Origin of the sequence: Sorlinia euscelidii (assembly GCF_036452135.1) — a bacterium.
GTDB lineage: Bacteria > Pseudomonadota > Alphaproteobacteria > Acetobacterales > Acetobacteraceae > Sorlinia > Sorlinia euscelidii.
The window spans coordinates 38,327-60,169 of the sequence record NZ_JAWJZZ010000005.1; the positions used below are offsets into that span (position 1 = coordinate 38,327).

At 57.0% G+C, this 21,843-nt stretch carries 20 protein-coding genes and 1 tRNA gene; 20 read left to right on the forward strand and 1 reads right to left on the reverse strand.

Annotated elements, in window-relative coordinates; genetic code table 11:
* The first annotated feature begins 269 nt into the window (after positions 1–269).
* The 9 genes from CGLAMM_RS09990 to CGLAMM_RS10030 all read left to right on the forward strand — a co-directional run bounded on the left by CGLAMM_RS09990 (position 270) and on the right by CGLAMM_RS10030 (position 9,030).
* A complete protein-coding gene (locus CGLAMM_RS09990) occupies positions 270–1,286 on the forward strand; it encodes a Hint domain-containing protein (protein ID WP_394819138.1) in 1,017 nt (338 codons plus the stop codon).
* Between the two features lie 87 nt (positions 1,287–1,373).
* Positions 1,374–2,363 (forward strand): OmpA family protein, encoded by a 990-nt coding sequence (locus tag CGLAMM_RS09995; RefSeq protein WP_394819139.1) that lies wholly within the window; start codon positions 1,374–1,376, stop codon positions 2,361–2,363.
* Between the two features lie 108 nt (positions 2,364–2,471).
* On the forward strand, positions 2,472–3,662 hold the full coding sequence (locus CGLAMM_RS10000; RefSeq protein ID WP_394819140.1) for an LL-diaminopimelate aminotransferase: 1,191 nt from the start codon (positions 2,472–2,474) through the stop codon (positions 3,660–3,662).
* A 129-nt stretch (positions 3,663–3,791) separates the two neighbouring features.
* A complete protein-coding gene (locus CGLAMM_RS10005; protein WP_394819708.1) occupies positions 3,792–5,168 on the forward strand; it encodes a homoserine dehydrogenase in 1,377 nt (458 codons plus the stop codon).
* Between the two features lie 99 nt (positions 5,169–5,267).
* Positions 5,268–6,269 carry a class II fructose-bisphosphatase gene (gene glpX / locus CGLAMM_RS10010; protein WP_394819141.1) on the forward strand — a complete coding sequence of 334 codons (1,002 nt, stop codon included), beginning with the start codon at positions 5,268–5,270 and terminating at the stop codon, positions 6,267–6,269.
* A gap of 37 nt (positions 6,270–6,306) precedes the next feature.
* Complete coding sequence (locus CGLAMM_RS10015; RefSeq protein ID WP_418115650.1) at positions 6,307–6,528, forward strand: hypothetical protein; 222 nt, start codon at positions 6,307–6,309, stop codon at positions 6,526–6,528.
* Between the two features lie 225 nt (positions 6,529–6,753).
* Complete coding sequence (recJ, locus tag CGLAMM_RS10020) at positions 6,754–8,577, forward strand: single-stranded-DNA-specific exonuclease RecJ (RefSeq protein ID WP_418115651.1); 1,824 nt, start codon at positions 6,754–6,756, stop codon at positions 8,575–8,577.
* Positions 8,578–8,616: 39 nt separating this feature from the next.
* A tRNA-Glu gene (locus CGLAMM_RS10025) sits at positions 8,617–8,692 on the forward strand.
* 167 nt (positions 8,693–8,859) lie between these two features.
* Positions 8,860–9,030: a hypothetical protein gene (locus tag CGLAMM_RS10030; protein WP_394819143.1), complete on the forward strand. Its 171-nt coding sequence runs from the start codon at positions 8,860–8,862 to the stop codon at positions 9,028–9,030.
* 324 nt (positions 9,031–9,354) lie between these two features.
* Here CGLAMM_RS10030 and CGLAMM_RS10035 read toward each other — a convergent pair whose 3' ends face one another.
* Positions 9,355–10,485, reverse strand: a complete 1,131-nt coding sequence (locus tag CGLAMM_RS10035; RefSeq protein ID WP_394819144.1) for an acyltransferase family protein — start codon at positions 10,483–10,485, stop codon at positions 9,355–9,357.
* Positions 10,486–11,664: 1,179 nt separating this feature from the next.
* On the opposite strand from CGLAMM_RS10035, the gene CGLAMM_RS10040 reads away from it, so the two are divergent.
* The 11 genes from CGLAMM_RS10040 to CGLAMM_RS10090 all read left to right on the forward strand — a co-directional run bounded on the left by CGLAMM_RS10040 (position 11,665) and on the right by CGLAMM_RS10090 (position 21,843).
* On the forward strand, positions 11,665–12,168 hold the full coding sequence (locus tag CGLAMM_RS10040; RefSeq protein WP_418115652.1) for a hypothetical protein: 504 nt from the start codon (positions 11,665–11,667) through the stop codon (positions 12,166–12,168).
* Positions 12,169–12,677: 509 nt separating this feature from the next.
* A complete protein-coding gene (locus CGLAMM_RS10045; RefSeq protein WP_394819146.1) occupies positions 12,678–13,112 on the forward strand; it encodes a hypothetical protein in 435 nt (144 codons plus the stop codon).
* 3 nt (positions 13,113–13,115) lie between these two features.
* On the forward strand, positions 13,116–14,363 hold the full coding sequence (locus tag CGLAMM_RS10050) for a phage tail tube protein (protein ID WP_394819147.1): 1,248 nt from the start codon (positions 13,116–13,118) through the stop codon (positions 14,361–14,363).
* A gap of 64 nt (positions 14,364–14,427) precedes the next feature.
* Positions 14,428–14,838 carry a hypothetical protein gene (locus CGLAMM_RS10055; protein WP_394819148.1) on the forward strand — a complete coding sequence of 137 codons (411 nt, stop codon included), beginning with the start codon at positions 14,428–14,430 and terminating at the stop codon, positions 14,836–14,838.
* A gap of 50 nt (positions 14,839–14,888) precedes the next feature.
* Positions 14,889–15,194: a hypothetical protein gene (locus CGLAMM_RS10060; protein WP_394819149.1), complete on the forward strand. Its 306-nt coding sequence runs from the start codon at positions 14,889–14,891 to the stop codon at positions 15,192–15,194.
* Positions 15,195–15,470: 276 nt separating this feature from the next.
* Positions 15,471–16,712: a hypothetical protein gene (locus CGLAMM_RS10065; protein ID WP_418115653.1), complete on the forward strand. Its 1,242-nt coding sequence runs from the start codon at positions 15,471–15,473 to the stop codon at positions 16,710–16,712.
* A complete protein-coding gene (locus tag CGLAMM_RS10070) occupies positions 16,697–17,041 on the forward strand; it encodes a hypothetical protein (protein ID WP_418115654.1) in 345 nt (114 codons plus the stop codon). Before CGLAMM_RS10065 ends, CGLAMM_RS10070 begins: the two co-directional genes overlap by 16 nt.
* 9 nt (positions 17,042–17,050) lie before the next feature.
* On the forward strand, positions 17,051–18,331 hold the full coding sequence (locus CGLAMM_RS10075; RefSeq protein WP_394819151.1) for a hypothetical protein: 1,281 nt from the start codon (positions 17,051–17,053) through the stop codon (positions 18,329–18,331).
* On the forward strand, positions 18,331–19,959 hold the full coding sequence (locus tag CGLAMM_RS10080) for a hypothetical protein (RefSeq protein WP_394819152.1): 1,629 nt from the start codon (positions 18,331–18,333) through the stop codon (positions 19,957–19,959). The genes CGLAMM_RS10075 and CGLAMM_RS10080 overlap by 1 nt, the downstream gene beginning before the upstream one ends.
* Before the next feature lie 4 nt (positions 19,960–19,963).
* Positions 19,964–20,725: a hypothetical protein gene (locus tag CGLAMM_RS10085; protein WP_394819153.1), complete on the forward strand. Its 762-nt coding sequence runs from the start codon at positions 19,964–19,966 to the stop codon at positions 20,723–20,725.
* Positions 20,722–21,843, forward strand: a complete 1,122-nt coding sequence (locus CGLAMM_RS10090) for a hypothetical protein (RefSeq protein WP_394819154.1) — start codon at positions 20,722–20,724, stop codon at positions 21,841–21,843. Before CGLAMM_RS10085 ends, CGLAMM_RS10090 begins: the two co-directional genes overlap by 4 nt.

Sequence of the window (21,843 nt, forward strand, 5' to 3'; positions counted from 1 at the left end):
CCCGCCATTGTGCCTTCCATGCGCGCAGCTCACAAGCCCAATCTGGTTTGAGCACCCCCGTTGAAGTTCTCATGACGCCTTTTAAGCGGATAAGTGCCCCCTCCCAGAATCGTTATCCAGAGGTTAACGGTCATTTTTGCGGGAATTACAAGCACTTTCAACATAGTTTTAAGAAAACCCGATATAAAGACTATATTAATATTGTTGAAATAATATAATTACGCTCTCTAAGCCTAATACGATTCGGTAATAATAATAGGAGGAAGTATATGGCCGTTCCAAAGTCGGGGACCTACACGTTTAGTATCTACGCTCTTCAGGATGGTCATCTGGTAAGTTCCGATAGTGGCGGCGTAAGCCTTCGGTATCGAATCGATGAAGACACCAATTACAGTTGGAAAAACATTTCAGTTACTTTTAAGGATAACGTTCTGTATTTTGTGGATGATCGAGGCGTTACTCACGCGATTTCTTACGAACCTGACAAACTTTTCGGGCAGGTTGATTACACCCATGACTCCGTCATTCTGGAGTCAACAAACAGCCCTTTTCGTCACTTCATCCTCTCCGCAGAGCCTTTAGACGCGCTGCCACCGTCCCAGATTGTCGATTACGACATGAACAGCCACGCATTCACGATCGGGCCACGTTCATACACTGATCATTATTCAACTGAGGACGCTTTCAGTTCCATCGTCTGTTTCCTGAAAAACGCGCGTATCGCCGTGCCGGGCGGGTTTAAGCTTGTCCAGCATATCCGTCCTGGAGATTGGGTGACAGTCGCGCATAACGGGTCGCGCAATGCAGATCGCGTCATCTGGGCAGGGCGGGCCCGGTGTCACGTTCGTACCTCCCTACCGGACGATTTTTCCGGCGCGCCTGTCCGCATCCGCGCCCATGCGTTCGGCCCGGATGAACCGACTCATGATCTTCTGGTGACGGCAGATCACTGCATCTTCTGTGATGGTGCCTTGATCCCCGCGAGAATGCTGGTCAATGGAATCACGATCTCCTATGAAAAGGCCCTTCGCGCTTACACATATTACCATATTGAGACAGAGGAGCACGCCATTATCGAGGCGAACGGCCTGCTGACGGAGAGCTACCTCGATACCGGCAATCGCGCGGCTTTCCGAAACGCTGAGACTGAAACCGCCCAGCATGCGCCGGTCAAATACTGGCACAGCGCATCGGCCGCGCCGCTTGTCGTCGCACGCAACGTTGTCGAACCCCTTTATTACAAGCTGCAACAGAGGGGATTACAGATGTCCCTCTCGCATCCGTAAGGAAGCGGTTTCCCCTGGCGCTGTCGGGAGAGGGATGGCGTCACGACGCGCGCGCGGTGCAGTCAATATTTGCTCACCGCGCGCTTCATGCGTATCATGCCCGATGTGGTGCGCCTGCTGAGTGGCCACGCGCTTGGTTTGGCCGGAAAGGGGCGTGATGTGCGCATGTCAGAAGCCATGATGAGGCTCCGTTTCTGCCTGGTGCTGGGAATGACCGCGCTGTCAGCCTGCGGGCAGAAAGACGCTGTCGAAAATTTTTCCGACCTGACGCATGATTTGCAGGGCGGGGTGATCGCCGGCCCCTTATTGCCGCCCCCCGGCTTTGACAAACCTTATCCGAAAGTCGGACGTGTGCCGCGCCACACTGTCACCTTCCCGAGCACCGAAGCCCGGAAAACATTGTCGGGAAAATTGATCGAACAGCGGAATGACGCGCAATATCTGGCTGTGCGCGACGGGTCACTCGTGCTGGACCCGATCCCTCCCTCACCGTCAGCATCGCAAAACGTCAAACGGCAATCGGGTCATCCGGATAATTCGGGGCAGGTGGCGTCATCGACCATGCCAGTTGCTTCGCCGGAGGCACCTCACTCTGCGCAATTGCAGGATGCGATGGATGATGATCTGCCGCAAGTGACGCGTTTCGCGCCGCCACCCATGACGGCTGGTGAAACGCCAGCAATCCCCGATGCGCCGCCGCCACCGCCCGTTTTTGCGGGGTTTGCCATTCCTGATACAAAACTTGTCATTCCACCCCTTCCGCAATCTTTCCGCGCGGACCCGCCCGGGGGTCTTGTCCAGTTTCAGGCGACATCGGACGTTCTGGATATGGAAGGGCAGAAATCCATTAATCGCCTGAAAGGGCAGCATCGTGCGGGCCAGGTTATGCGCATCACCGGCCATGGCGACGCGGTCTCCTTTAGTTTGTCGGATCAGATGGCCGCAATGCATCTTGCCATTCTGCGCGCAAAACGGGTTGGAGCGGCTTTCATGCAACTGGGCATTCCGGCGCGGGAGATTAGGCTTGCGGCAACGCCGCTCGGCCATGGCGCGCGTGTCGTTCAGGCCGGAGGGTGAGCGCCTACCGCCCACGCGACTTATCCTCCCCATGACAAACGCCCATCAAGACCCCGCGATCAAGGGCAAGCCTATCGCGTTTTAGCTGAGTATAGAGAACAGAGCGTTATGACCGAAGAATTCCACCGTATCCGCCGCCTGCCTCCTTATGTTTTTGCGGAGGTCAATAAGGCGAAAGCTGCCGCACGGGCCCGTGGGGAGGATATCATTGATCTGGGCATGGGCAATCCAGACAGCCCGACGCCACCCCACATCGTCAAGAAACTCGTTGAAACAGTGCAGGACCCGCGCACCCATCGTTATTCTGTCAGTCGCGGCATACCGGGTCTGCGGCGGGCGCTTGCTTCCTATTATCAGCGCCGGTTTGATGTCGCACTCGATCCGGAGGAAGAGGTCATTGCGACATTGGGCTCAAAAGAGGGTCTCGCTAATCTCGCTTCTGCCATCACCTCGCCCGGCGACACGATTCTGGTGCCGAACCCGTCCTACCCGATCCACCAATTCGGCTTCATGATCGCCGGGGCCTCTGTGCGGGCCATCCCCGCAACACCGGATGACGATATGCTGCGCGCGCTGGAGCGCGCCGTGCGGCATTCAATACCTAAACCGACAGCCCTGATCGTCAATTTCCCATCCAATCCGACAGCCTATGTTGCGAGCCTGGATTTTTATAAAGAACTTGTCGCCTTCGCCCGGCGGGAGGAAATCTGGATCATGTCCGATCTGGCTTATTGCGAAATCTATTTTGGTGATACGCCGCCACCATCCATTTTGCAGGTTCCTGGCGCGAAGGATATCGCGGTTGAATTCACCTCCCTCTCTAAAACATACGCCATGGCCGGGTGGCGAATGGGATTCGCTGCGGGAAATCGCCGCCTGATCCACGCCCTGACGCGGATTAAATCCTACCTTGATTACGGCGCCTTCACGCCAATTCAGGTTGCGGCCGTCAGTGCCCTCACAGGTCCGCAGGATTGCGTCAGCGACATGCGCGCTATGTATAAGGAGCGTCGGGACGTGCTCATCAGGGGCCTGACGGCAGCGGGTTGGGATGTCCCGCCACCGGAAGGCTCAATGTTTGCCTGGGCGCCCATCCCGCCTCAATTTGCGCATCTCGGCAGCGTGGCTTTCAGCAAGATGTTGCTGAGTGAAGCCGGGGTCGCGGTCGCGCCAGGGCTGGGCTTCGGGGAATATGGCGACGGGTTTGTGCGGATCGGCCTGGTCGAAAACACACAACGCCTCCGCCAGGCCACCCGTGCCATCAAGGCATTTCTACACAAGCACCAGGCGGAAACTTAACCGTCAGGGCTACCCGTCCGCAGCGCAGGCTCTATTCCCCCGATGCCATTCGCAGCGTCGCGGAGTTGATGCGTGCTGGTGACAGGCGTATGTCAGGTGCTGGTCAATCACCGTGGACGCACCGCGCACATGCTGGACGTCCCTTCATTGTCAGGTAAGAGAGCCAAGAGCGTGTCAAACGGGAAAAAGGAACTGCGTCTGGCCATCGCCGGGTTGGGAACTGTCGGTGCCGGAGTCGTGTCGCTTCTGCAGGAAAATGCGGATCTGCTTGCGGCGCGGGCCGGGAGGGCCATCAGGATCGTCGCCGTATCCGCGCGGGATCGTAAACGCGATCGCGGGGTGAAGCTGGAGGGGTTCACATGGTATGACGACCCCGTCTCCCTTGCGACCGCCCCCGGTATTGATGTGGTGCTGGAGTTGATTGGTGGCGCTGAGGGCGCAGCACGCGCCCTCGTCGAGGCCAGCCTCACGCAGGGGCGGGATGTCGTCACCGCCAATAAAGCGTTGATTGCAATACATGGCGCCCACTTGTCCCGCCTCGCGGCGACACATGGTGCGGCACTCTTATTCGAAGCGTCGGTCGCGGGCGGTATCCCGGCGATCAAGCTTGTCCGGGAAGGGCTTGCTGCGGACCAGATGGAGGAAATCGGCGGAATTCTTAACGGAACATGTAACTACATCTTGACAAAGATGGGTGATTCGGGTGAGGACTTCTCCGAAGTTCTCGCATCGGCTCAGAAGCTTGGCTATGCGGAGGCTGACCCTTCAACGGATGTTGACGGATGGGATGCGGCGCACAAGCTCGCCATACTCGCGGGTCTCGCCTTCGGCCAACCTGTCAGTTTCTCCAGCATCCGGGTGGAAGGGATACGCCACGTCGCATCCTACGATCATCAGTTCGCCCGGGAGATGGGGTATCGCATCAAACTGCTGGGCATGGCGCGCCGCCTCGATAAGTCGGGTGCCATAGAAGCCTGGATGCGGCCTTGCATGGTGCCGCGCCACGCGCCTATCGCCAACGTCAATGGCGTCTTCAACGCGGTCAGGACGCAAGGGCGCTTTAGCGGGCCCATGTTGATTGAGGGCCGTGGCGCGGGTGCCGGCCCGACCGCCAGCGCTGTCATGGCCGATGTGATGGATCTTGCACGCGGGACGGCCCTGCCTGTCTGGGGGACCGCGCCGCAGCCGGAGCGCGCCTGCGCCCCGATTTCCGCCTTGAGCGGTGCTTATTACCTTCGTCTGCTCGTGCGGGACAAGCCGGGCGTGATGGCCGGTATCGCCTCCGCCCTGCGGGATGAACATGTCTCCATGCGGGCCATGTCGCAACATAGTTTCGTGACGCATGACAATGATGCACCCTTGAGCGCCAGCGCGCCTGAGCCGGTGGCGCCATTGGCCATCATCACGCACCAGACAAAAGAAAGCGCGATGAAAAACGTCGTCGCGCGCCTGTCCGATATGCATGAGGTCTTGAATGACCCTGTGCTGATGAAAATTGAAAGCTGAAGATATGCCGAAGCCGTGAACAGTCAATTGCTTGAAATCACATGATTATTGTGTCTAAAACGCATGTTGACATGGCCCGGCTTAATGGAAAGGTCCAAAATGACTTATTCACCCAATTACAAGGTCACTGACCGAAACCTCGCCCTTGAGCTGGTGCGCGTGACGGAAGCGGCTGCCATCTCCGCCTCTGCCTGGACCGGACGCGGCATGAAGAATGAAGCGGACGGTGCTGCTGTGACCGCAATGCGTTCCGCGTTTGATACAGTGGCGATTGACGGCACCGTTGTCATCGGTGAGGGCGAAATGGACGAGGCCCCGATGCTTTATATCGGGGAGAAAGTCGGCAGTGGCGGTCCGAAGATGGATATCGCCGTGGACCCGCTTGAGGGCACAAATTTATGTGCCAAAGATATGCCGAATGCGATGACCATGGTCGCCCTTGCTGAAAACGGCAATTTCCTGCATGCGCCTGATATTTATATGCAGAAGCTCGTTGTCGGCCCTGGCCTGCCTGAAGATCTGATTGATCTCGACGCCCCGATTGAGAAGACACTTAAAGATGTTGCCAAGGCAAAAGGGAAGGACATCACCAACCTGATTATGTGCGCGCTTGAGCGTGATCGGCATCAGGAGCTGATCGCCCGTGCCCGTGAGGCAGGTGCCCGCGTGGTTCTGCTAACCGATGGTGACGTGGCGGCGGCGATCGCGGCCTGCATTGATGACAGCCGGGTTGACCTCTATGCAGGTTCAGGTGGCGCGCCGGAAGGTGTTCTGGCGGCTGCGGCGGTGCGCTGCGTGGGTGGTCAGATGCAGGGCCGTTTGATGTTTGAGGATCAGAGCCAGATCGACCGCGCGAAGGAAATGGCGCCGGGCAAGGATCCGACCCGTAAACTAGGCCTGCATGATATGGCGGCGGGCGACGTGTTGTTCTCGGCCACCGGCGTCACGACAGGCACGCTGCTGCGCGGTGTCCGCTTTATGGGCCCGACCCTGGCGCGGACGCATTCCATCGTGATGCGGTCAAAATCGGCCACCGTCCGCTTTATTGAGGGACGTCACGATTTCTCCACGAAAACCTGGGCTTCGCCTGAAGGGATCTAATTCCACTTTCGAGAATGCGCGCGTGGGAACGGAGATTATGCCGGACCTGCGCGCCTTACGAGCGGTTTCCCGCCCCTCTTTTCAGCGCCCCACCCACGATGCGGCTTTCCGACAGACGCATGTCGTCACCTGTAAAGTGCTTCATGCTTTGGTCATGGGGTCGAAGTTTTCATCCCGTACGGCGGCGGAAGATAATCGCGTCGGCGTCTTTATGCTCTGGAATAAGGTTCGGGGCGACGCATGGCGCCATCATCTTTGAGACGCTTTCCGTAACGGTTTCAAGACCGTCGGAGCGTCATCGTCTATTTGCCGACCAACGCGCATCATTGTCGCGGTTCAACAATCCTCGATCCATTGAAATAAGCTGTCACGCCGCGAAGGCGGGATGAAACCGGGGAGAGCGTCGCCGAAGCTTCTGACGTTTTGAGTCATTCCATGCGAGATCGGTCTTCGATCCGGGGCGTTTATACGTTATATCGAAACGATGTTGATGCAGGAAGACACCGCCCCACCGCCCGCGCGCAACCATGTCCTTGATGTCACGCGGAGCGGGCAGGGAAAGGCCTGGGTGTGGCGGCATGAGGCCATGGATGACGCCCTTGCGGAACGTGTCAGTTTCGCAATGGCGCAGAAGATTGGCCTTTCAGAGCTCACCTGCCGCCTCCTGACATCGCGTGGCATTGATATTGATGCGGCGGAAGCGTTCCTTTCGCCACGTCTGCGCGACACCATGCCGGACCCGCTCTGCCTCCGCGATATGGACCGGGCCGTCGCCTGCCTGACGGATATCGTCAGGCAACAAGGAGATGTGGGCATCCTCGGTGATTACGATGTGGATGGTGGTTGCGGCACCGCCCTTTTGACAGAGACGTTACGTGAGTTGGGGTGCCAGGTGCACACCCATATACCCGACCGCATCGCCGAGGGTTACGGCCCGAATGTGTCGGCCATCGAAGCGTTGCTGGAGAAAGGTGCCGCCGTCATTATCTGCGTTGATTGCGGCACGGCGGCGATGGACGTGTTAGACCCCTTCTCAGGCAAAGTGCCGCTGATCGTGCTCGATCATCATAAGCCGGATGGCGCGCGTCTGCCGCAAGCCATCATCGTCAACCCCAATAGGCTGGATTGTAACTCCCAGCTCGGCACGTTATGCGCCGCGGGGGTGGTGCTGATGACGCTGATCGCCTTGACACGCAGCCTCGCCACCGCCGGTTTTTTTGAAACGCGTCGCCGCCCTGACTTGATGTCAAAGCTTGATCTGGTCGCGCTCGCGACGATTTGTGATGTCATGCCGCTTCAGGGCCTTAATCGCGCTCTCGTGGCGCAGGGGTTGAAAGTCATGGCGCAGGGGCGGCGTCTTGGCCTATCGACCTTAGCCTCCGTGGCTGGCGTGGACACGCCGGGGAGTGCGACAGCGTGCGGATTTTTCCTCGGGCCGCGCCTTAATGCGGGGGGGCGGATCGCGCGCGCCGATCTCGGGCTGAAACTGCTTCTGTCTCAGGATGTCCATGAGGCGCGCACATTGGCGGCGGAACTGGATGACATTAACGCCCGACGCCGTGATGTGGAATCCGCCATTCTCATCGCTGCGGAGGCACAGGCTGAGGCACAGATCGCAGGCGGCGCGCGCTTCATTTTTGTCCATGACCCATCATGGCATCCCGGTATTGTCGGAATCGTGGCCGGGCGGCTCAAGGAGCGCTTTAACTGTCCCGTTTTCGTCGGGGCGGAGAAAGATGGCGTCATTAAAGGCTCGGCGCGCTCTATCCCTGGATTGGATGTGGGCCTGGCCGTCATCAATGCGCGGCAGAAAAATCTTCTCACCACCGGTGGGGGGCATGCTATGGCCGCGGGTTTTGGCCTCCCTGCAAGTCGCGCGGCGGATTTGCGTACCTTTTTGGACGCCGCCTTCACTGCGCAGGCCAGTGAGCCGCGCGCTGCTGTCATGCCGATCGACGCGGTGATGACCCTTCGCGGTGCCCGAGCCGCTCTGGCGCATGAAATTGCGCGTCTCGCACCTTTCGGGGCGGGTAATGATGAGCCTGTTCTGGCCATCCCGCGCCTGCGCTGCGTCAAATGTGATCGCATTGGCCGCGACGGCAATACGCTGCGCATTATCATGCAGGATGAATCCGGCAATCGGTTGAAAGGACTTGTCTTCCGCGCGGCGGACAAGGCTTTCTGCGCTTTGCTGGAAGATCGCAGCATGAAGCCCCTCCACGTTGCCGGGCATCTGAAATGCGATATGTGGCAGGGTCAGGAAAATCTGACATTTTTTATTTGCGATGCAGCGCCCGTCGGGGCTTGACCCGCAGCCGCGTCTACGATACTCACCCTCACGCCTCAAGTCCCGTTCGTCTAGAGGCCTAGGACACCGCCCTTTCACGGCGGCAACACGGGTTCGAATCCCGTACGGGACGCCATTTTTCGAAAATCATGAATTGAAACAATGGCTTGTGTGCGTGGTTAGACACTTTTCCAATAAGGTCAGACACTTCTGCGGTGGGCGACGACCATCCTGGCGAGGTCTCTCTGGTCCACGGCGCGCGTTTAGCGCTGAACGTCAGCACACGGGATCACAGAGACGTCGATGACGCCCCTCGCGGCTGATGGAAAGCCCTTGGACGGCACGGACGTGAACGGCACATTCAAGACGCTCCTTATCTCCCGTCACCATAGGGAGGTAAACTATGTGATGCTTTGGACACGCGATTTTGCCAACAATGTCGGCGGATATCCGCAGGTCGCCATCGTCAACTGAAACGGCCCAAAGTAAATGAGGCTGTCCCTTGCCGTCGACAGCACCTCGTCTTCTGGAGCAAACGATACAGAGTGGCAGGCCGTTTGGCGGATGTCGTCGAAACCTACGTGAAGCTGATATCAGATCGCCAGATCGTCACGATGCATGTCACTGCAGGCGGCAACACAACTAAAGGCTTGTAAGCAGGACGATGCCGCCGATGGCAAGACTTATGAGGTGCCGCATGACGCGTGGATAGAAGCCTGTCTGCGAGAGAAATGTCTGCCTCTTCAGTCCAGCATGGAGAAAATACCAATGTAGTGACGGTGAATTCCGTGATGTTTCTTATCGGCTCTTCAGTCTTCGTGCGACCCTGAGAAAGGGCATTTCAATAAAGCTGAATGTGAAAGTCGAAGTTGCGCAGATGAGAAAGACCGTTAAGAAAAAGAACGGCTGATAGGCTAAGTGAGATAAATGACACAAAGTCGTCCATTCATTTAGAAAAAATAGGAAAATCCCGTGCAGCAAATAGATGCTGAAGCTCGCTTCACCGAGACAAACGGCTGCTTTTGTTTCCAACAGACCGAAAACCGTCGTCCCACTAACAATCAGGATAAATGGAATTCCCAGTAATATATAATTTTCAATGTTGAATACGTTGGAACCGGAATAAAAAACACACCAAAGCATTGCAAGCACGGCAGCACTACTGATTGATTGGGGGATAGAAATTTTCCCCTTCAGGTCGCGCGCGAGAAAGCCAATGGGAAAGCAAACGACGAATTTCGCGCCTGCATGAAGGTGAGTTTGAGCCAACCAACCTAATATTATGATAGCCAGAATGGAAACCGTCATTGACCCGATTTGTTGCCTCAACCAGAAAATAACTGGCAAAGAAAGGTAAAGTCCCCATTCATAGGTGAGGGTCCACATGACTCCCATGTTGAAATTTGAAGTATACAGAAAGGTCCCGACATAGGGTATAAATGGCGTTATTAAAAAATCGCGCCAGAACCATGGATTTAACGGTGTATGTTCAGGACCAAGTGCAGGCATGACTTCATATCTGAAACAAAGCATGAAAATGGCGCAAATACCCGATATAAGATAGGCCATGGGTAAAATACGAAGACATCGTTTTGCGAGGAAGATCGCATAGCTGCGAAGCGTGTCGAAACGTCTGTTAGCGAACAGGTAAGCCGAAAGCATGAAAAATCCGGCGACCGCGAACCGTCCGAATTTTTCACCAATGACGTAACCATCTTCATTCCATCCGAAGCCACTCCAATATCGGAACATGAAGACGGCGTGATGATAAACGACCGCGATCGCCAGGAAGAAGCGCAATCCGTCAAGATGCTCGTCTCTGCCCTTTTCCGCTTTATCTAAAAAGGCGAACACCGGCAGACGGAAAATGAGGAGCAGGAGGGCCGTGTAGACGGCTAAAGCGATGAGGAGCTTGGGCTGTGCTGGCATTTATTCCCGATGCCGCATTAAATGGGCCGGGTCAATTGCCGAATTAATCGACCATATCAGTGTTGTTGCCAAAAATGAAGAGAACGTTGTTATTGTGGAAAAAAAAGCGCCGGGTTACCGAAGCCACCTAGGGCCCAGGATTTCAGGAGGATGGATCACACCGCGCGTGGCCCATGAGCGGCGGTGGAAACGCAACCCTCATCAATGTGCGAATCCTTATGCGCTGATCCTGTGGGAAACGTGCTCTTCGCATGCGCGCTTCGTCTTATCATGGCGGATGTCGGTGTTCTGCAACCCAGCTGCTAGCGCTGAACCGCCTGCGATACGCAAATCGCCATCTATCGTATGCGCGGCACTCACAGCGTCCGCAATCGCTGTAACCACCAAACCATGGAAGTTATGCGGGTAGAGATGCATGGCTTTCACAACGCGGCCTGCTCTTCTCGCCTGTAATTGAGCGTCATGAGCTGAATGATCTGCTGACGGGCTTCGTTGACCCGCGTTTCTTCAGGGGCGGAGGGTCAGGCTTCACCTGCCGCTGACATCTTTGACATCACTGCTGAGCAGATGTTTGTGAGAATAAACAACTCTACCATACGCCGTTCTGTCACGTAGGGGACATGACCTGCCGTTCACGTAGTAAAGTTCTGGGAGGCAAGTCGAGGCTGACGCCTACCCATCGCTCTAGGATCAAAAAATGTGGAGAATATTCAGCGCCAAATTGAGGAACGAGGAATAGCGCCCGGACGGATCTCCGGATCGAAGACAGTCTTCGGTGAGCTAGGTTGACCGTTGGATTTCGTTCGGACCGTAATCGCATCGAAATCGTCTCCTCAGCCACTTTGCCGAGCCGGTCACCCGGCGTTATGCAAATGGCCGGTCATCCTGACAGTCACACAATCAAAAAAACTGTCCCGAGGCTTGGTATTCAAGAATCAACATGAAGAATTTCAGCCTTACACAGTCTTATGCTGATGTGTTAAAATGAATTATTCTATTACCATCCCCGCGACCCGCGCATATCGGTGCAAGGATTGAACAATAATTTGAGTGGGACCGGTAATTTCGAAAGATGTGAAGCGACAGAGAAAGAAGTTCGCTCACGGGGTAAAGGATATGACTGTGTTGAAAACAAAAAAAAAGCAATCAACGTCAGGCCAGATTCAGGTTCAAGCAGATATGACGACGATGCCAACCCCCGAACGCCTGCGGAAATCTGATTTTGCGGCCGGGCATCCGCATCGAGTGGTAACAGCGCTTGATGCGCTTCTTAAATCTGGCGATATTTCGGATCAGGCTTACGCCGCTGCGCGTAAATGGCGTCGGGATTACCTTTTTGCCCGTTTCGGGTATCAGGAAATCAGCAGTCAGCGTCTCGGCACAACCTATTACAAACATGATGAAATTTCCTGGCGAATGACGCGCGCGGAAGTGTGGCGCACCCTGGCGGAAATTCGGACGGCGATTGGCGCGGAGGCGCATCGTCGATTGGAGTGGGGGTTGATTGAAGAGGTCAGTTTTACGCAGATGGCCGCCAAAATCATGCCACATCGCCGCGTGGATGATGCGCGCAAGCGCGTTTCAGCACAATTTGCCCTGACTTTGTCCCGTTTGGATGAAGTATATCAGGAACGTCGGCGTCAGGAAATTGTGAAGCGTCGTCTCCCCAATGCAGACGCTTGACGTCACACCAGTATCGACGTAAAATTATTCAGAATTCCACAATGACGACGTATACAATGGAAGCCGCTGGATCAGGCGGCTTTCTTCATTTGTGGATGAAGAATTTCCAATACCAATCTGCCTCGTGATACCAATATTGCCGGAAGATAATGTGAGCATCACGGGCTGACATGGTCTCATGCCCGCATTTTCATCGCCTCGTGGACATTTTTTCAGCGCGCCGTTGACGCAACCGCTTATCCAGTCGTCGTCACCACCAACGGCGGAAACACGGACGCCCTGGAGCCAGCTCTCAAGTCGGTCGTAAAGGTGTGAAGGCTGAGAACACGTTATGATGAACACTAAGCGCCTGATAGGTAATGCGCGCAGCCTCATCGCCACCCGAATTGTCGATGAGAGAGTGCACGCCGAGTGAATACGCCCCGGCGCCTTGTCGCCGCGAGAGCCTGTGCACGTCAATCCACAACATTTGGTTCCCCCCAAACGTCATCTTTAAAAAGGAAAGAAAAATGACAATGATGACCTACACGCCTCTCATCGAAACAGCATCAGGGTCCGGGAAATTCGCGATGCTGCCCAAAGACATCAAGGCGGCGTCAACGAGTGAGGCCCTGGCGCAAGCCGCGCAGCTTGTATCGGACGGGCGGAAAATCGGGGTTTTTCCCCATCAATCCGTTGCGGGTGGGCCCGTTTCCAGCGCGGCCGCACCCGATGAAGCCGGGAAAAAATACAGCGCACTCGCGCAGATCGGTGGCGTGAGTGCGTTTTTCACGCCGTTTGACCAGACACCCGCCTCGACGCAGATTGACGCGTCACAAATCGCGATGGCGCTCGGGCAGCTTTATGGTTTCCGCATCGGGTTGATGGCCTTGCAGGTGGCGCAGGAGGGGCAGGGAAGCGTCACGCTGAAGAAGAACGCCGCGTCCGCCAGGAAAGGCAAGTGATCGATGGCGGTTACAGGTGCAACGTCGGGGTACGCAGCCGGCGAACTGACAAATCTGACGCAGATCGAATATGCGCAGGAAGTGACCTATGGCGTCTCGCCGACGAGCGACTACCAAATTCTGCGTCATGCGGGCGAGACCATCGCGATGCAGGATGTGGTCGTCACGCCGGAAGAAATCAACGCCGTGCCTGAGGATGGCGCGACTTCAGTGACAAGCCGCTCCGCAGGCGGTTCCATATCGGGCTTGCTTTCTTACGGTACCTACGATGATTTCATCGCCGCCGTGATGGGCATTGAATGGGTTTATGAAAAACTCTATCACGTTGCTGGCGGGAAACGCTTGCCAACTTTATGGCAGAACGGCGACCATTTTGAATTCGAATTCCATGAGGAAACCCCGATATTTTCCGATTGGCCATCGGTCGGAATTGTGGGTTTGGAAAATCTGAAAGGCGAAGAGATCAAAGTCCCTTTTCGCATTCGCGATGAGAATCAGTCTGATGATCTGCGCGATAGCCTGATTCTAGCGCGAAGCGACGGGTATAAAATCCTTTCTGCGACACAGGACGATAAGTCGTTCACCGGCGGTCCAACGGATTTGATGATTCAGAAAATCCGGTTGGATGCTCTCACAAACAGCAATGTCGCAAAGTCCTTCACGATAAGAAAAAAGATTGGCAGCGTCTATCAGATATATTCGGGCAATATTGTCACCAAACTGAAGCTCGACTTCCAATTGCAACAGACGCCGACGATTCAGATCGACTTTCTTGGCGCGGTCATGAATATGGACGATGTTTCGAAATACAGGACTCCGGCGCCAGCTACGACGACGGACGTCATGCAGGTGGGAAGTTTACAACGACTTGAATTCAATGGATCGTCCTTCGACGGGTTGGTTCAGTCCGCAACGCTGACATTAACCCGTAACGGCGCAACGCTGGAGCAGGGCATCGGGAACATTTACCCATCCGGCGTTCAATTCGGCTCCTTCAATGCGGCACTCGATTTAGAAATCTATTTCCGCAGTGATGACCATTTGGCCCTGCTTTTTTCAGGGATGAGTGGCCCCCTCTCATTCACGGTCGCCGGCTTGAGCGGATATTACGAATTCAACCTGCTTAACGCCGTGCCCTACAATGTCACGGCCCCGATCGACCAGAAAAATAAGTCGATGATCCTGCACGTCCCCTTGACCGGTAACCCCATCCCCGGCGGCGGGACGCTCGCCATTCGTCGCGTCGGCTGAACGTCGCGCTTCACTGCAAAATTTTTAACGCCGCATAGCACGGCATTATTATCTGGAGAGAAACATGGTCACGATCAACGCGCTGGCCCGTGATACGCGCGCCATTAACGATGGAGAATGGTTTGCAAGCCCCGATTTCCCTGACGTCAAAATCATGACGCGCGGCTATACGGATGACTATATTGACGCACTCAATAAGCGTATGAAGCGCGCGACTGAAGCGCATCGCTGCACGTCGGATACACTGCCTCAAAATGTTTTGCGCAATATAAATGCTGAACTCGTCGCGCAATATCTGCTGCTCGATGTGGAGGGGCTGACGGAGGCGGATGGCACGACGAAACTCGATGTCGAGAAGTTAAAGTCCCTCCTGGCCCAGCCGGAATATAACCGCCTTCTCGCCCTCTGTTTCGAGGCCGCCGCCGCCGTCACAGTGAGTGCGGATCAACAACGCGCGGACGCATTGGGAAACTGACGGCCGCCCTCTCCTGGCATCTTCAATGGGGCGCTTACCTCGACACGCCTTTGATCTCAGCCGTCACCGAGGATCATCCGCGGACGGACCCAAAGCCGGAATTTTTCTGGATCTGGCGGGCGTGGCATCGCCTGGCGGCGGACAGGCCACAAAACCCGTTCGGTATGATCCATCCGATGAATGGCGGCATTATCGCGACCCAACCCGGCGCAACCCCATGGAGAATTGTCAGGTCGTGGGCGGATCATCATGGTTTGACGCGGGAGGAATACCAACTTCTCGACCTTTGCATCGTCGCGATGGATCGCGTCGCGCACGATCATTGGGAGCATGAACGCAGGAAATTTGCGCTGTGATCGCGTCGCCACCTTGATCGCGGCTACCCGGTCGGGCGCGCTTGCTTGGTGCAGGCTTCGTCCTCTGAAGCAGATCACTTTCCCAGGCTTCGCCGTGATCGACCGCTAAACGGGTGACGTCATGCTGCAGGTCGAGAAGGCGTGCGGGCGAGACCTGATCTGACGCTTTCCCGGTATCATGTACGTTGGCCAGACGCGCCTTCTGCCTCTGTTTCTTCCGCCTCGGCATGGTCGTGTGATGAAATAATATCAAGAATAAGAAGTGAAAACCGCATCATGACCCAAGATGACATCACGCCTGACATGAAATCCGCTGGCGAAGAGCTGGACACCCTCCAGGGTAAAGCTGAAAATGTTGCTGCCAGTTTTGACGACATGGCCCGCCGCGCCAGTGCGTCAGCCCGTGCCTTATCCGGTGAGATGGGGGGCGCTGTCGCCACGTTGAGCGAGAAATTCGCAAAATTGACGCAGGAAGCCACAAATCTGCACGCGCGTCTGCAGGCGCTTGAGGCCCTGCGGGGAGAGATGGAGACGGCTGCTGGTGGGGGCGATGATGCCGATATGCACCAGGTTGAATCCCAACTGGACGCCGCCGCGCTGAAATATCAGCAGGTTCAGCGCGCCCTGGATAATGTGACGCAGGCTCAAAATGCGGCTTCAGGTCGTGTAGGGACATTGGGCGTGATGTCGAGCGGTGCCGGAAAGGTCGCGCCCCAGGCAGCGCAGGCTTTTCAAACGCAGGCTTTACGGCAATCGACGCCGCAACCATCCGTGCGTGCATTATCAGCGGGCGGCGACATGGCTGCGCTCGCGACGCAAAGCCAACTCAGCGACATGCTGCCGAAAACCACGCAGAATTACGCTGGTTTGTCCAGCCGCCTGACGCAAGCGACCGGCGACTTCAAGCAGCAGAAATCAGCGATCGACGAGCTCACGAAATCAGTGTCCTCCATGGCGACAACCCTGACAAATTCGCTTTCTCAGGCGTTGGTGAAGTCCTCAGGCAGCGGCGTCACATTTAAATCCGTTCTGGCGCAGATTCAGACGCAAACCATCTCCCTTGTCGCGAAATTAAGTCTGGTCAATCCGCTGCTTAATAATATCGATGGCGGGACACGCGGCACGCTCTTTTCGCTCGCAAGAGCATGGGGAGGGGGGCGTCACACTGCTTTTGACGCTGCGGGAGATTTCAGTGGCGCCGGACTGAATGCTGGCGGCTTTGATCTCAATGCTTATTTCCAATCAACCCGAAACGCGAATAAGCGACGCGATGGCGGATGGCTTGGCGCGATTGACTCTGTCGTGCGCCTGCGCGGCGGTACAAGCGAATCGGATCTTACCAGATATCTGGAAGGCCAAATGCAAGCTGGCGTGACGCTCAGCCCTTCGCCCAGCCTCAATGTACCGAAAGCCGCGTCGGCATCGTCCGGCATACTTGGCTCAATCGGAAATATTTTTGGCTCCCTCGGCCACGCGTTTAGCGGGATTGGGGTGGGTTTTCGTTGGGTTCGGCATTAGGGAATATTGGGGGTGGGCGGTATGGGAATATGGGGTCGATCATCGGGGCCACGGCGGGGACGGCGATCGGGTCGGCGATTTTCCCCGGTGTGGGCACGGTGGTCGGCGGCCTCCTCGGTGGGGCGGCGGGTGGGTTGTTTGGCGGGTTGTTCGGGCACCGCAAGAACCCTTACACCATTGCGCAGGTCCAGGCCGGGCCGGACGGGTTTTCAGTCGGTAAAGTCTGGAACCAGGCGCAGACGGATAATATCACCGGGCCCCTACGCAAGGATATTGACCGCCTCAACTCGCAATTTGCGCGGCTCGGCATCCATGTGGGCGGGGGCTAAATCGGCGCGGTGCGGGATGACCGCAATAATAAGGACCCGACGCTCAAAAATGTCGCGCTGGTCGATATTATCAAAAATGCCACTCTGACGTCCGGCAATACCACATTTACGCAGGCGCTGCGCCAGGGTTTGACCGGCAGTTACGGCGATCTCAATGATTATATGCGCACCATCACGCAGCTCAAGGACATGGGCAAAGTGGTGGATGATCTCGGCATTTCAGTCGGGAAGTTCAATGATGATGGCACGGTGGCGGGGGCGAATTTCTCCAAATTCTCCGGCAATCTTCGCACGGCTTTGGACACGGCGATCGGCGGCAGGACAATGTCGGTCGATGATCTGAAAGCGCAGTTTGACACGATCTCGACCTTTGTGAACACCACCATGCCCGACCTGCTCAAGGCCCTCGCGAGCGGTCAGAAGACGTGGGTTGATCAGATGGCCGCGCTTAAAAAGACCTATGAGGATGCGGCCCAACAGGCGGATTCGTACGGGCTGGATGGCGGCGCCCTGCGTCAGAAATATGAATCCCTTTATGATCAGAGCAAAGCCACGCAGGAAGGGACGCTGAGCCAGAATGCCGACACCGTAAGAGCACGCTATCTGAGCGCCACCGGCGATCATCAGGGTGCGGCTCTGCTGAATTTCGACGTGTCGGCGGCGCAGCAGCGGCAGCAGCTTAAAACATCGTGGGAGAATTATCTCGGCGATGCTTATGCGTCGCAGAAGGCTTATATCGACCAGGCAACGGCGCTTGATAAAACCCTCGCCGCGGAGAGGCTGAACATCCAGAAGCAATATGCGGATCAGGCAAAGCAGGCGAGCCTTTCCGCGGCGCAGTCACTGACGACAAGCTTCGGCAGCCTGACAGACTATGCGCGCAGTCTGGCGACGTCGGATTATTCGCCCCTCTCCATTCAGGACCAATATCAGGTCGCGAATGACAATGTCGCGAAGGATTATAACGCCGCAATGGCGGGGGATTCGGATGCGCTCGGTCGCTTCCAGGGCGATATGGAAACCACCCTGCGCCTCTCTCAGAAATATTGGGGCTCGGGCACGGGCTATGCGGATGACTTTCAGCGCCTGACAGAGATGCTGGGCGGGCTTTCAGGCGCGGATAGCGACAAACTGACCGCCAGCCTGGTCGAGAAACTTTCCAAAAAGCAGGAGGACGCCATGCTGGCGCTGCGCGATAAAATGCAGGAGCTGCTACAGCAGGTTCAGCTTATCCAGGCGCAGCAGAAACAGGCCAGCAATAATGAAGCGCTGCGCCCGAGGCGCGCCTGATGCGCGTGCAGCTTGTCGAACTCGACCTCATCCGCAACAAGGCGGTCCTGCCCGAGATGGCGGGGCTTGAAGGCTGGAACGGTCGCCCCTGGGGGGCGCTCTCCGCTTATCCGCAAGCGGTGGAAAGCTATGAGACCCTGCGATATTCCGATGCGGGTTACGTGTCGGATGATCATACGCCCTACCCACCTTACGTTATTCAAGGTTTGAGCCTCACGCGCGCACTGACCTTCTCAGCCGAGGCGCTGGGCGGCAGTTACAGTGTGGGCGCGTTGGAAATCGCAAACCCTGATGGCGCGCTCTCAGGCCTTTTGCAAAGCCGTGTCAATGATCACCTCCCTGTCCGCATCCGCGCGGGGCGGAAAGATTGGGACGCGGCGCGGCAGATCTGGCGTGACCCGCCTTATGACGCAACCGCCCCCGTCTTTGCCGGGCTCGGGCGCAACTGGCAGCCCGGGCCGACCGGCTTTGAGGTGCCGCTGCTGGATGCAACTTACTGGCTTGATACAGCCATGCCCACGCGCAGTTATGGCGGCGGGGGCGGTCTGGACGGGGATAAAAACGTTGTCGGCCGCAGCCACCCACGCCTGCGCGGCATGTGCCGCAATATCACCCCGATTTTGATTGATGCCGTTAATCTTGTCTATCAGCTCTCCGACGCGGAAGCGGAGATCACAGCGGTTTATGAAGGGGGCTTCGGTGGGGGGATCGCCTTTGGCGGGCGGGTTGATGATCTTTACGCCGCACCGCCCGCGCCCGGCCATTACACCATCCAGCATTCGCCCGCGGGCACGTGGCTGCGCCTGGGCACCAAACCTGTCTATGCCATCACCCTCGACGCGACGGGGCGCTTCCCCTCCGGCGCCGCGCCGCATGGCTTGCTGAGCCTCCTCAGACAGATGCTGATTGAAGATCTGACATTGCCTGCCAACTTCATCGACCCGGGTTGGGACGCGGTTTCAGAATCTTATGACCCGTCGGGGGGCTGGTATTGGGATGGCGGGGAAAATGTCTCGGGCCGGGGCGTCTGCAACACGCTGCTTTCCGGGTTGGGCATCAGCCTGATCCCGACACGCACCGGCACGTTGCGGCCCTTTCTGATGAGACGGGTCTGTGACGATGTGCCGGAACTGCGCTATCTCAGCGCCGATGTGATTGCCCGCATCGCCCCCATGCGTCTGGATGCGTCGCTGGACCCGCCACCCTGGCGCTGGCGCGTCGGCTATGCGCATAATTTTACGCGACAGATCCATCTGAATGACCTGCATCCCCAGATCTCGGTGGACCAGCGCAATTTTATCGCTGAGTCAGACCGTGCCGCCTTATGGGTCAGCACGGCGGTCAAATCAGATTGGCGCGTCCCGTCCGACCCGCCTCTCCTGACAACCGCCCTGGCGCAGGAGAGCGATGCGGCTGCCATTGCGGATCGCCTCGGTGACGTTTGGGGCCGCCGGCGTCATATGTGGGCGATCGACGTGCCGCGCGACATGGCGACAGGATTTGAGCTGGGCGACACGGTCTTCCTCCGCGCCCCGATCCCGGGCGCGGAGGATGGCGCGCGCGGCACGGTAATTGGCGAAATGTCAAACGCGCTCGACCCCACCACCACCCTTACCCTACTGGTCTGACAAAATGGAAAATTGTGGCTTTGGCTGGCAGAATTTTGTTCTGATCGGCTCTCTCAGTGCGTCTTCCCAGCACGCGCAACTGCCTGTGACCAACCTTAAACTTCCACAAGGCGCAGCAAGCCTGGCCTGGCGGGCGATCGGGGACACGGTGTCGCTGGTGCTTCGTGCCGTGGGCGCATATCGCGTCGTCAGTGTGCATCGCACCAATCTGACCGCCAACGCGGTTTTGCGTGTGACGCTTTTCCGCGGCGATGTCGCGATCATTGAGGCCACCTCTGATGGGACGGCGCCGGTGAACGGGCAATGCGTGATTGTCCTCCCCCGGGCCTATTCAGGCGACCAGATGCGCCTCGACATCACCGATCACGATAACCCGGATGGCTTTCTTTCCATCCCGCTCTGCTATGCGGGGCCGCTCTTTCAACCGGCCCGCAATTACGCCGCGGCCAGCACGGAAAATGTGAGCGCCACCGCGCTTGAAACCACCACCATGGCAGGGGCGGAATTTGTTGCGCCGCAATATGTGCAGCGCAGGCTGACCATCGCCCATCAGTCACTGGGTGATGACGATGTGTCCGCCCTGCGCAGCCTGCAGATTGCGGCCGCCAGCGGTGCCAATACGCTCTTTATCCCCAACCCCGGTGCGGCGCCGCAGAATGTGACAAAGGCGGCGCTTTATGGGCGGGCCGTCATGAATGAGATTTCCAACCCCTTCGGCGCGGCGGACAGGCACGCCACCACCATCGACATCAAGGAAAGATTATGAGCACGCCCAAAGTCCTCGATCTCGTCCTGGAGACGAGCACCAATCCCGGCACAGGTGCCTTCGTGCTGAATGGCGCGCCGACAGGCCGGCGCAGCTTCGCCACCGCCCTGGCGGAAGGGGGCGATGTTTATTATTACGCCGAAGACGGGTCCCAGGCCGAATGGGGCGTGGGCGCGTTGGAAGTCGGGGCCGTCAACACACTGACGCGCCAGACTATCCTGGGCAATACCAGCGCGGGGCGCAACCCGCTGAACTTCACGACAGAAGTGCGCGTCTATTCCGGCCTGCCGGGGGACCGCATTGCCCCGCTGAACGCGGACGGCACGCTCTCGCTTGCCTCCCCCGCCGAAGAGGATGACTCCGAAACCGCCCCGACCACAAAATGGACACGTAAACGCCTCGACGCGCTGGAGGCCACCGTCCGCCAGCTGGTCGAAACCCTCAAGGCCGACAGCGCCGCAGCCTACGTCAAAAAAGCCGGGGATGAGATGACGGGGCACCTTACGGTGAGTGTGACCTACTCCGGCGGGCGCATCGTGAGTAAGCAGTATGATGGCGGTCTCGTCAAGCAGATGGGGCCATATCAGCAGATCGGCTCAATCACGGGCCCTTACGATATCAGCACCCTCTATTGTGGCTATCTCATTCGTCTTTACGACGCCACGGGAGGCGAGCACAAATTCGCGTTTAGAAGCGATAACAACGTGTACACCCAGAATGGGCGTCTCCTGAACCTTGATGAGGATATGAAGACGATCACCGATAATATTGAACGTCGCGTGGATCAGAAAAGCTACGATGCCAAGGTCGCTGATCTCCAAAATCAGCTCAATCAGCGGCCCGGATACTCGGAATATGACTCCGCTGATATCCGTGTGATCTGGCTTCCTTATTACGGGATGATCCAAAGTTTCAAGACAGGGTCCGTCAATATCTTCGACCGCGTCAATTTTCCGCGGGTATTCTCAAATATTACCAGCATCACCTGCACGCTCGTCTCAAACACGGGTCAGAAACGGGATGTAACAATCGGGCGGGTGGATAATGGCGGATTTTCCATAATGTCAAACATTGATGGTGGAGAGCTTTATGTCCAGGCCATCGGGCAGCGGAGATGA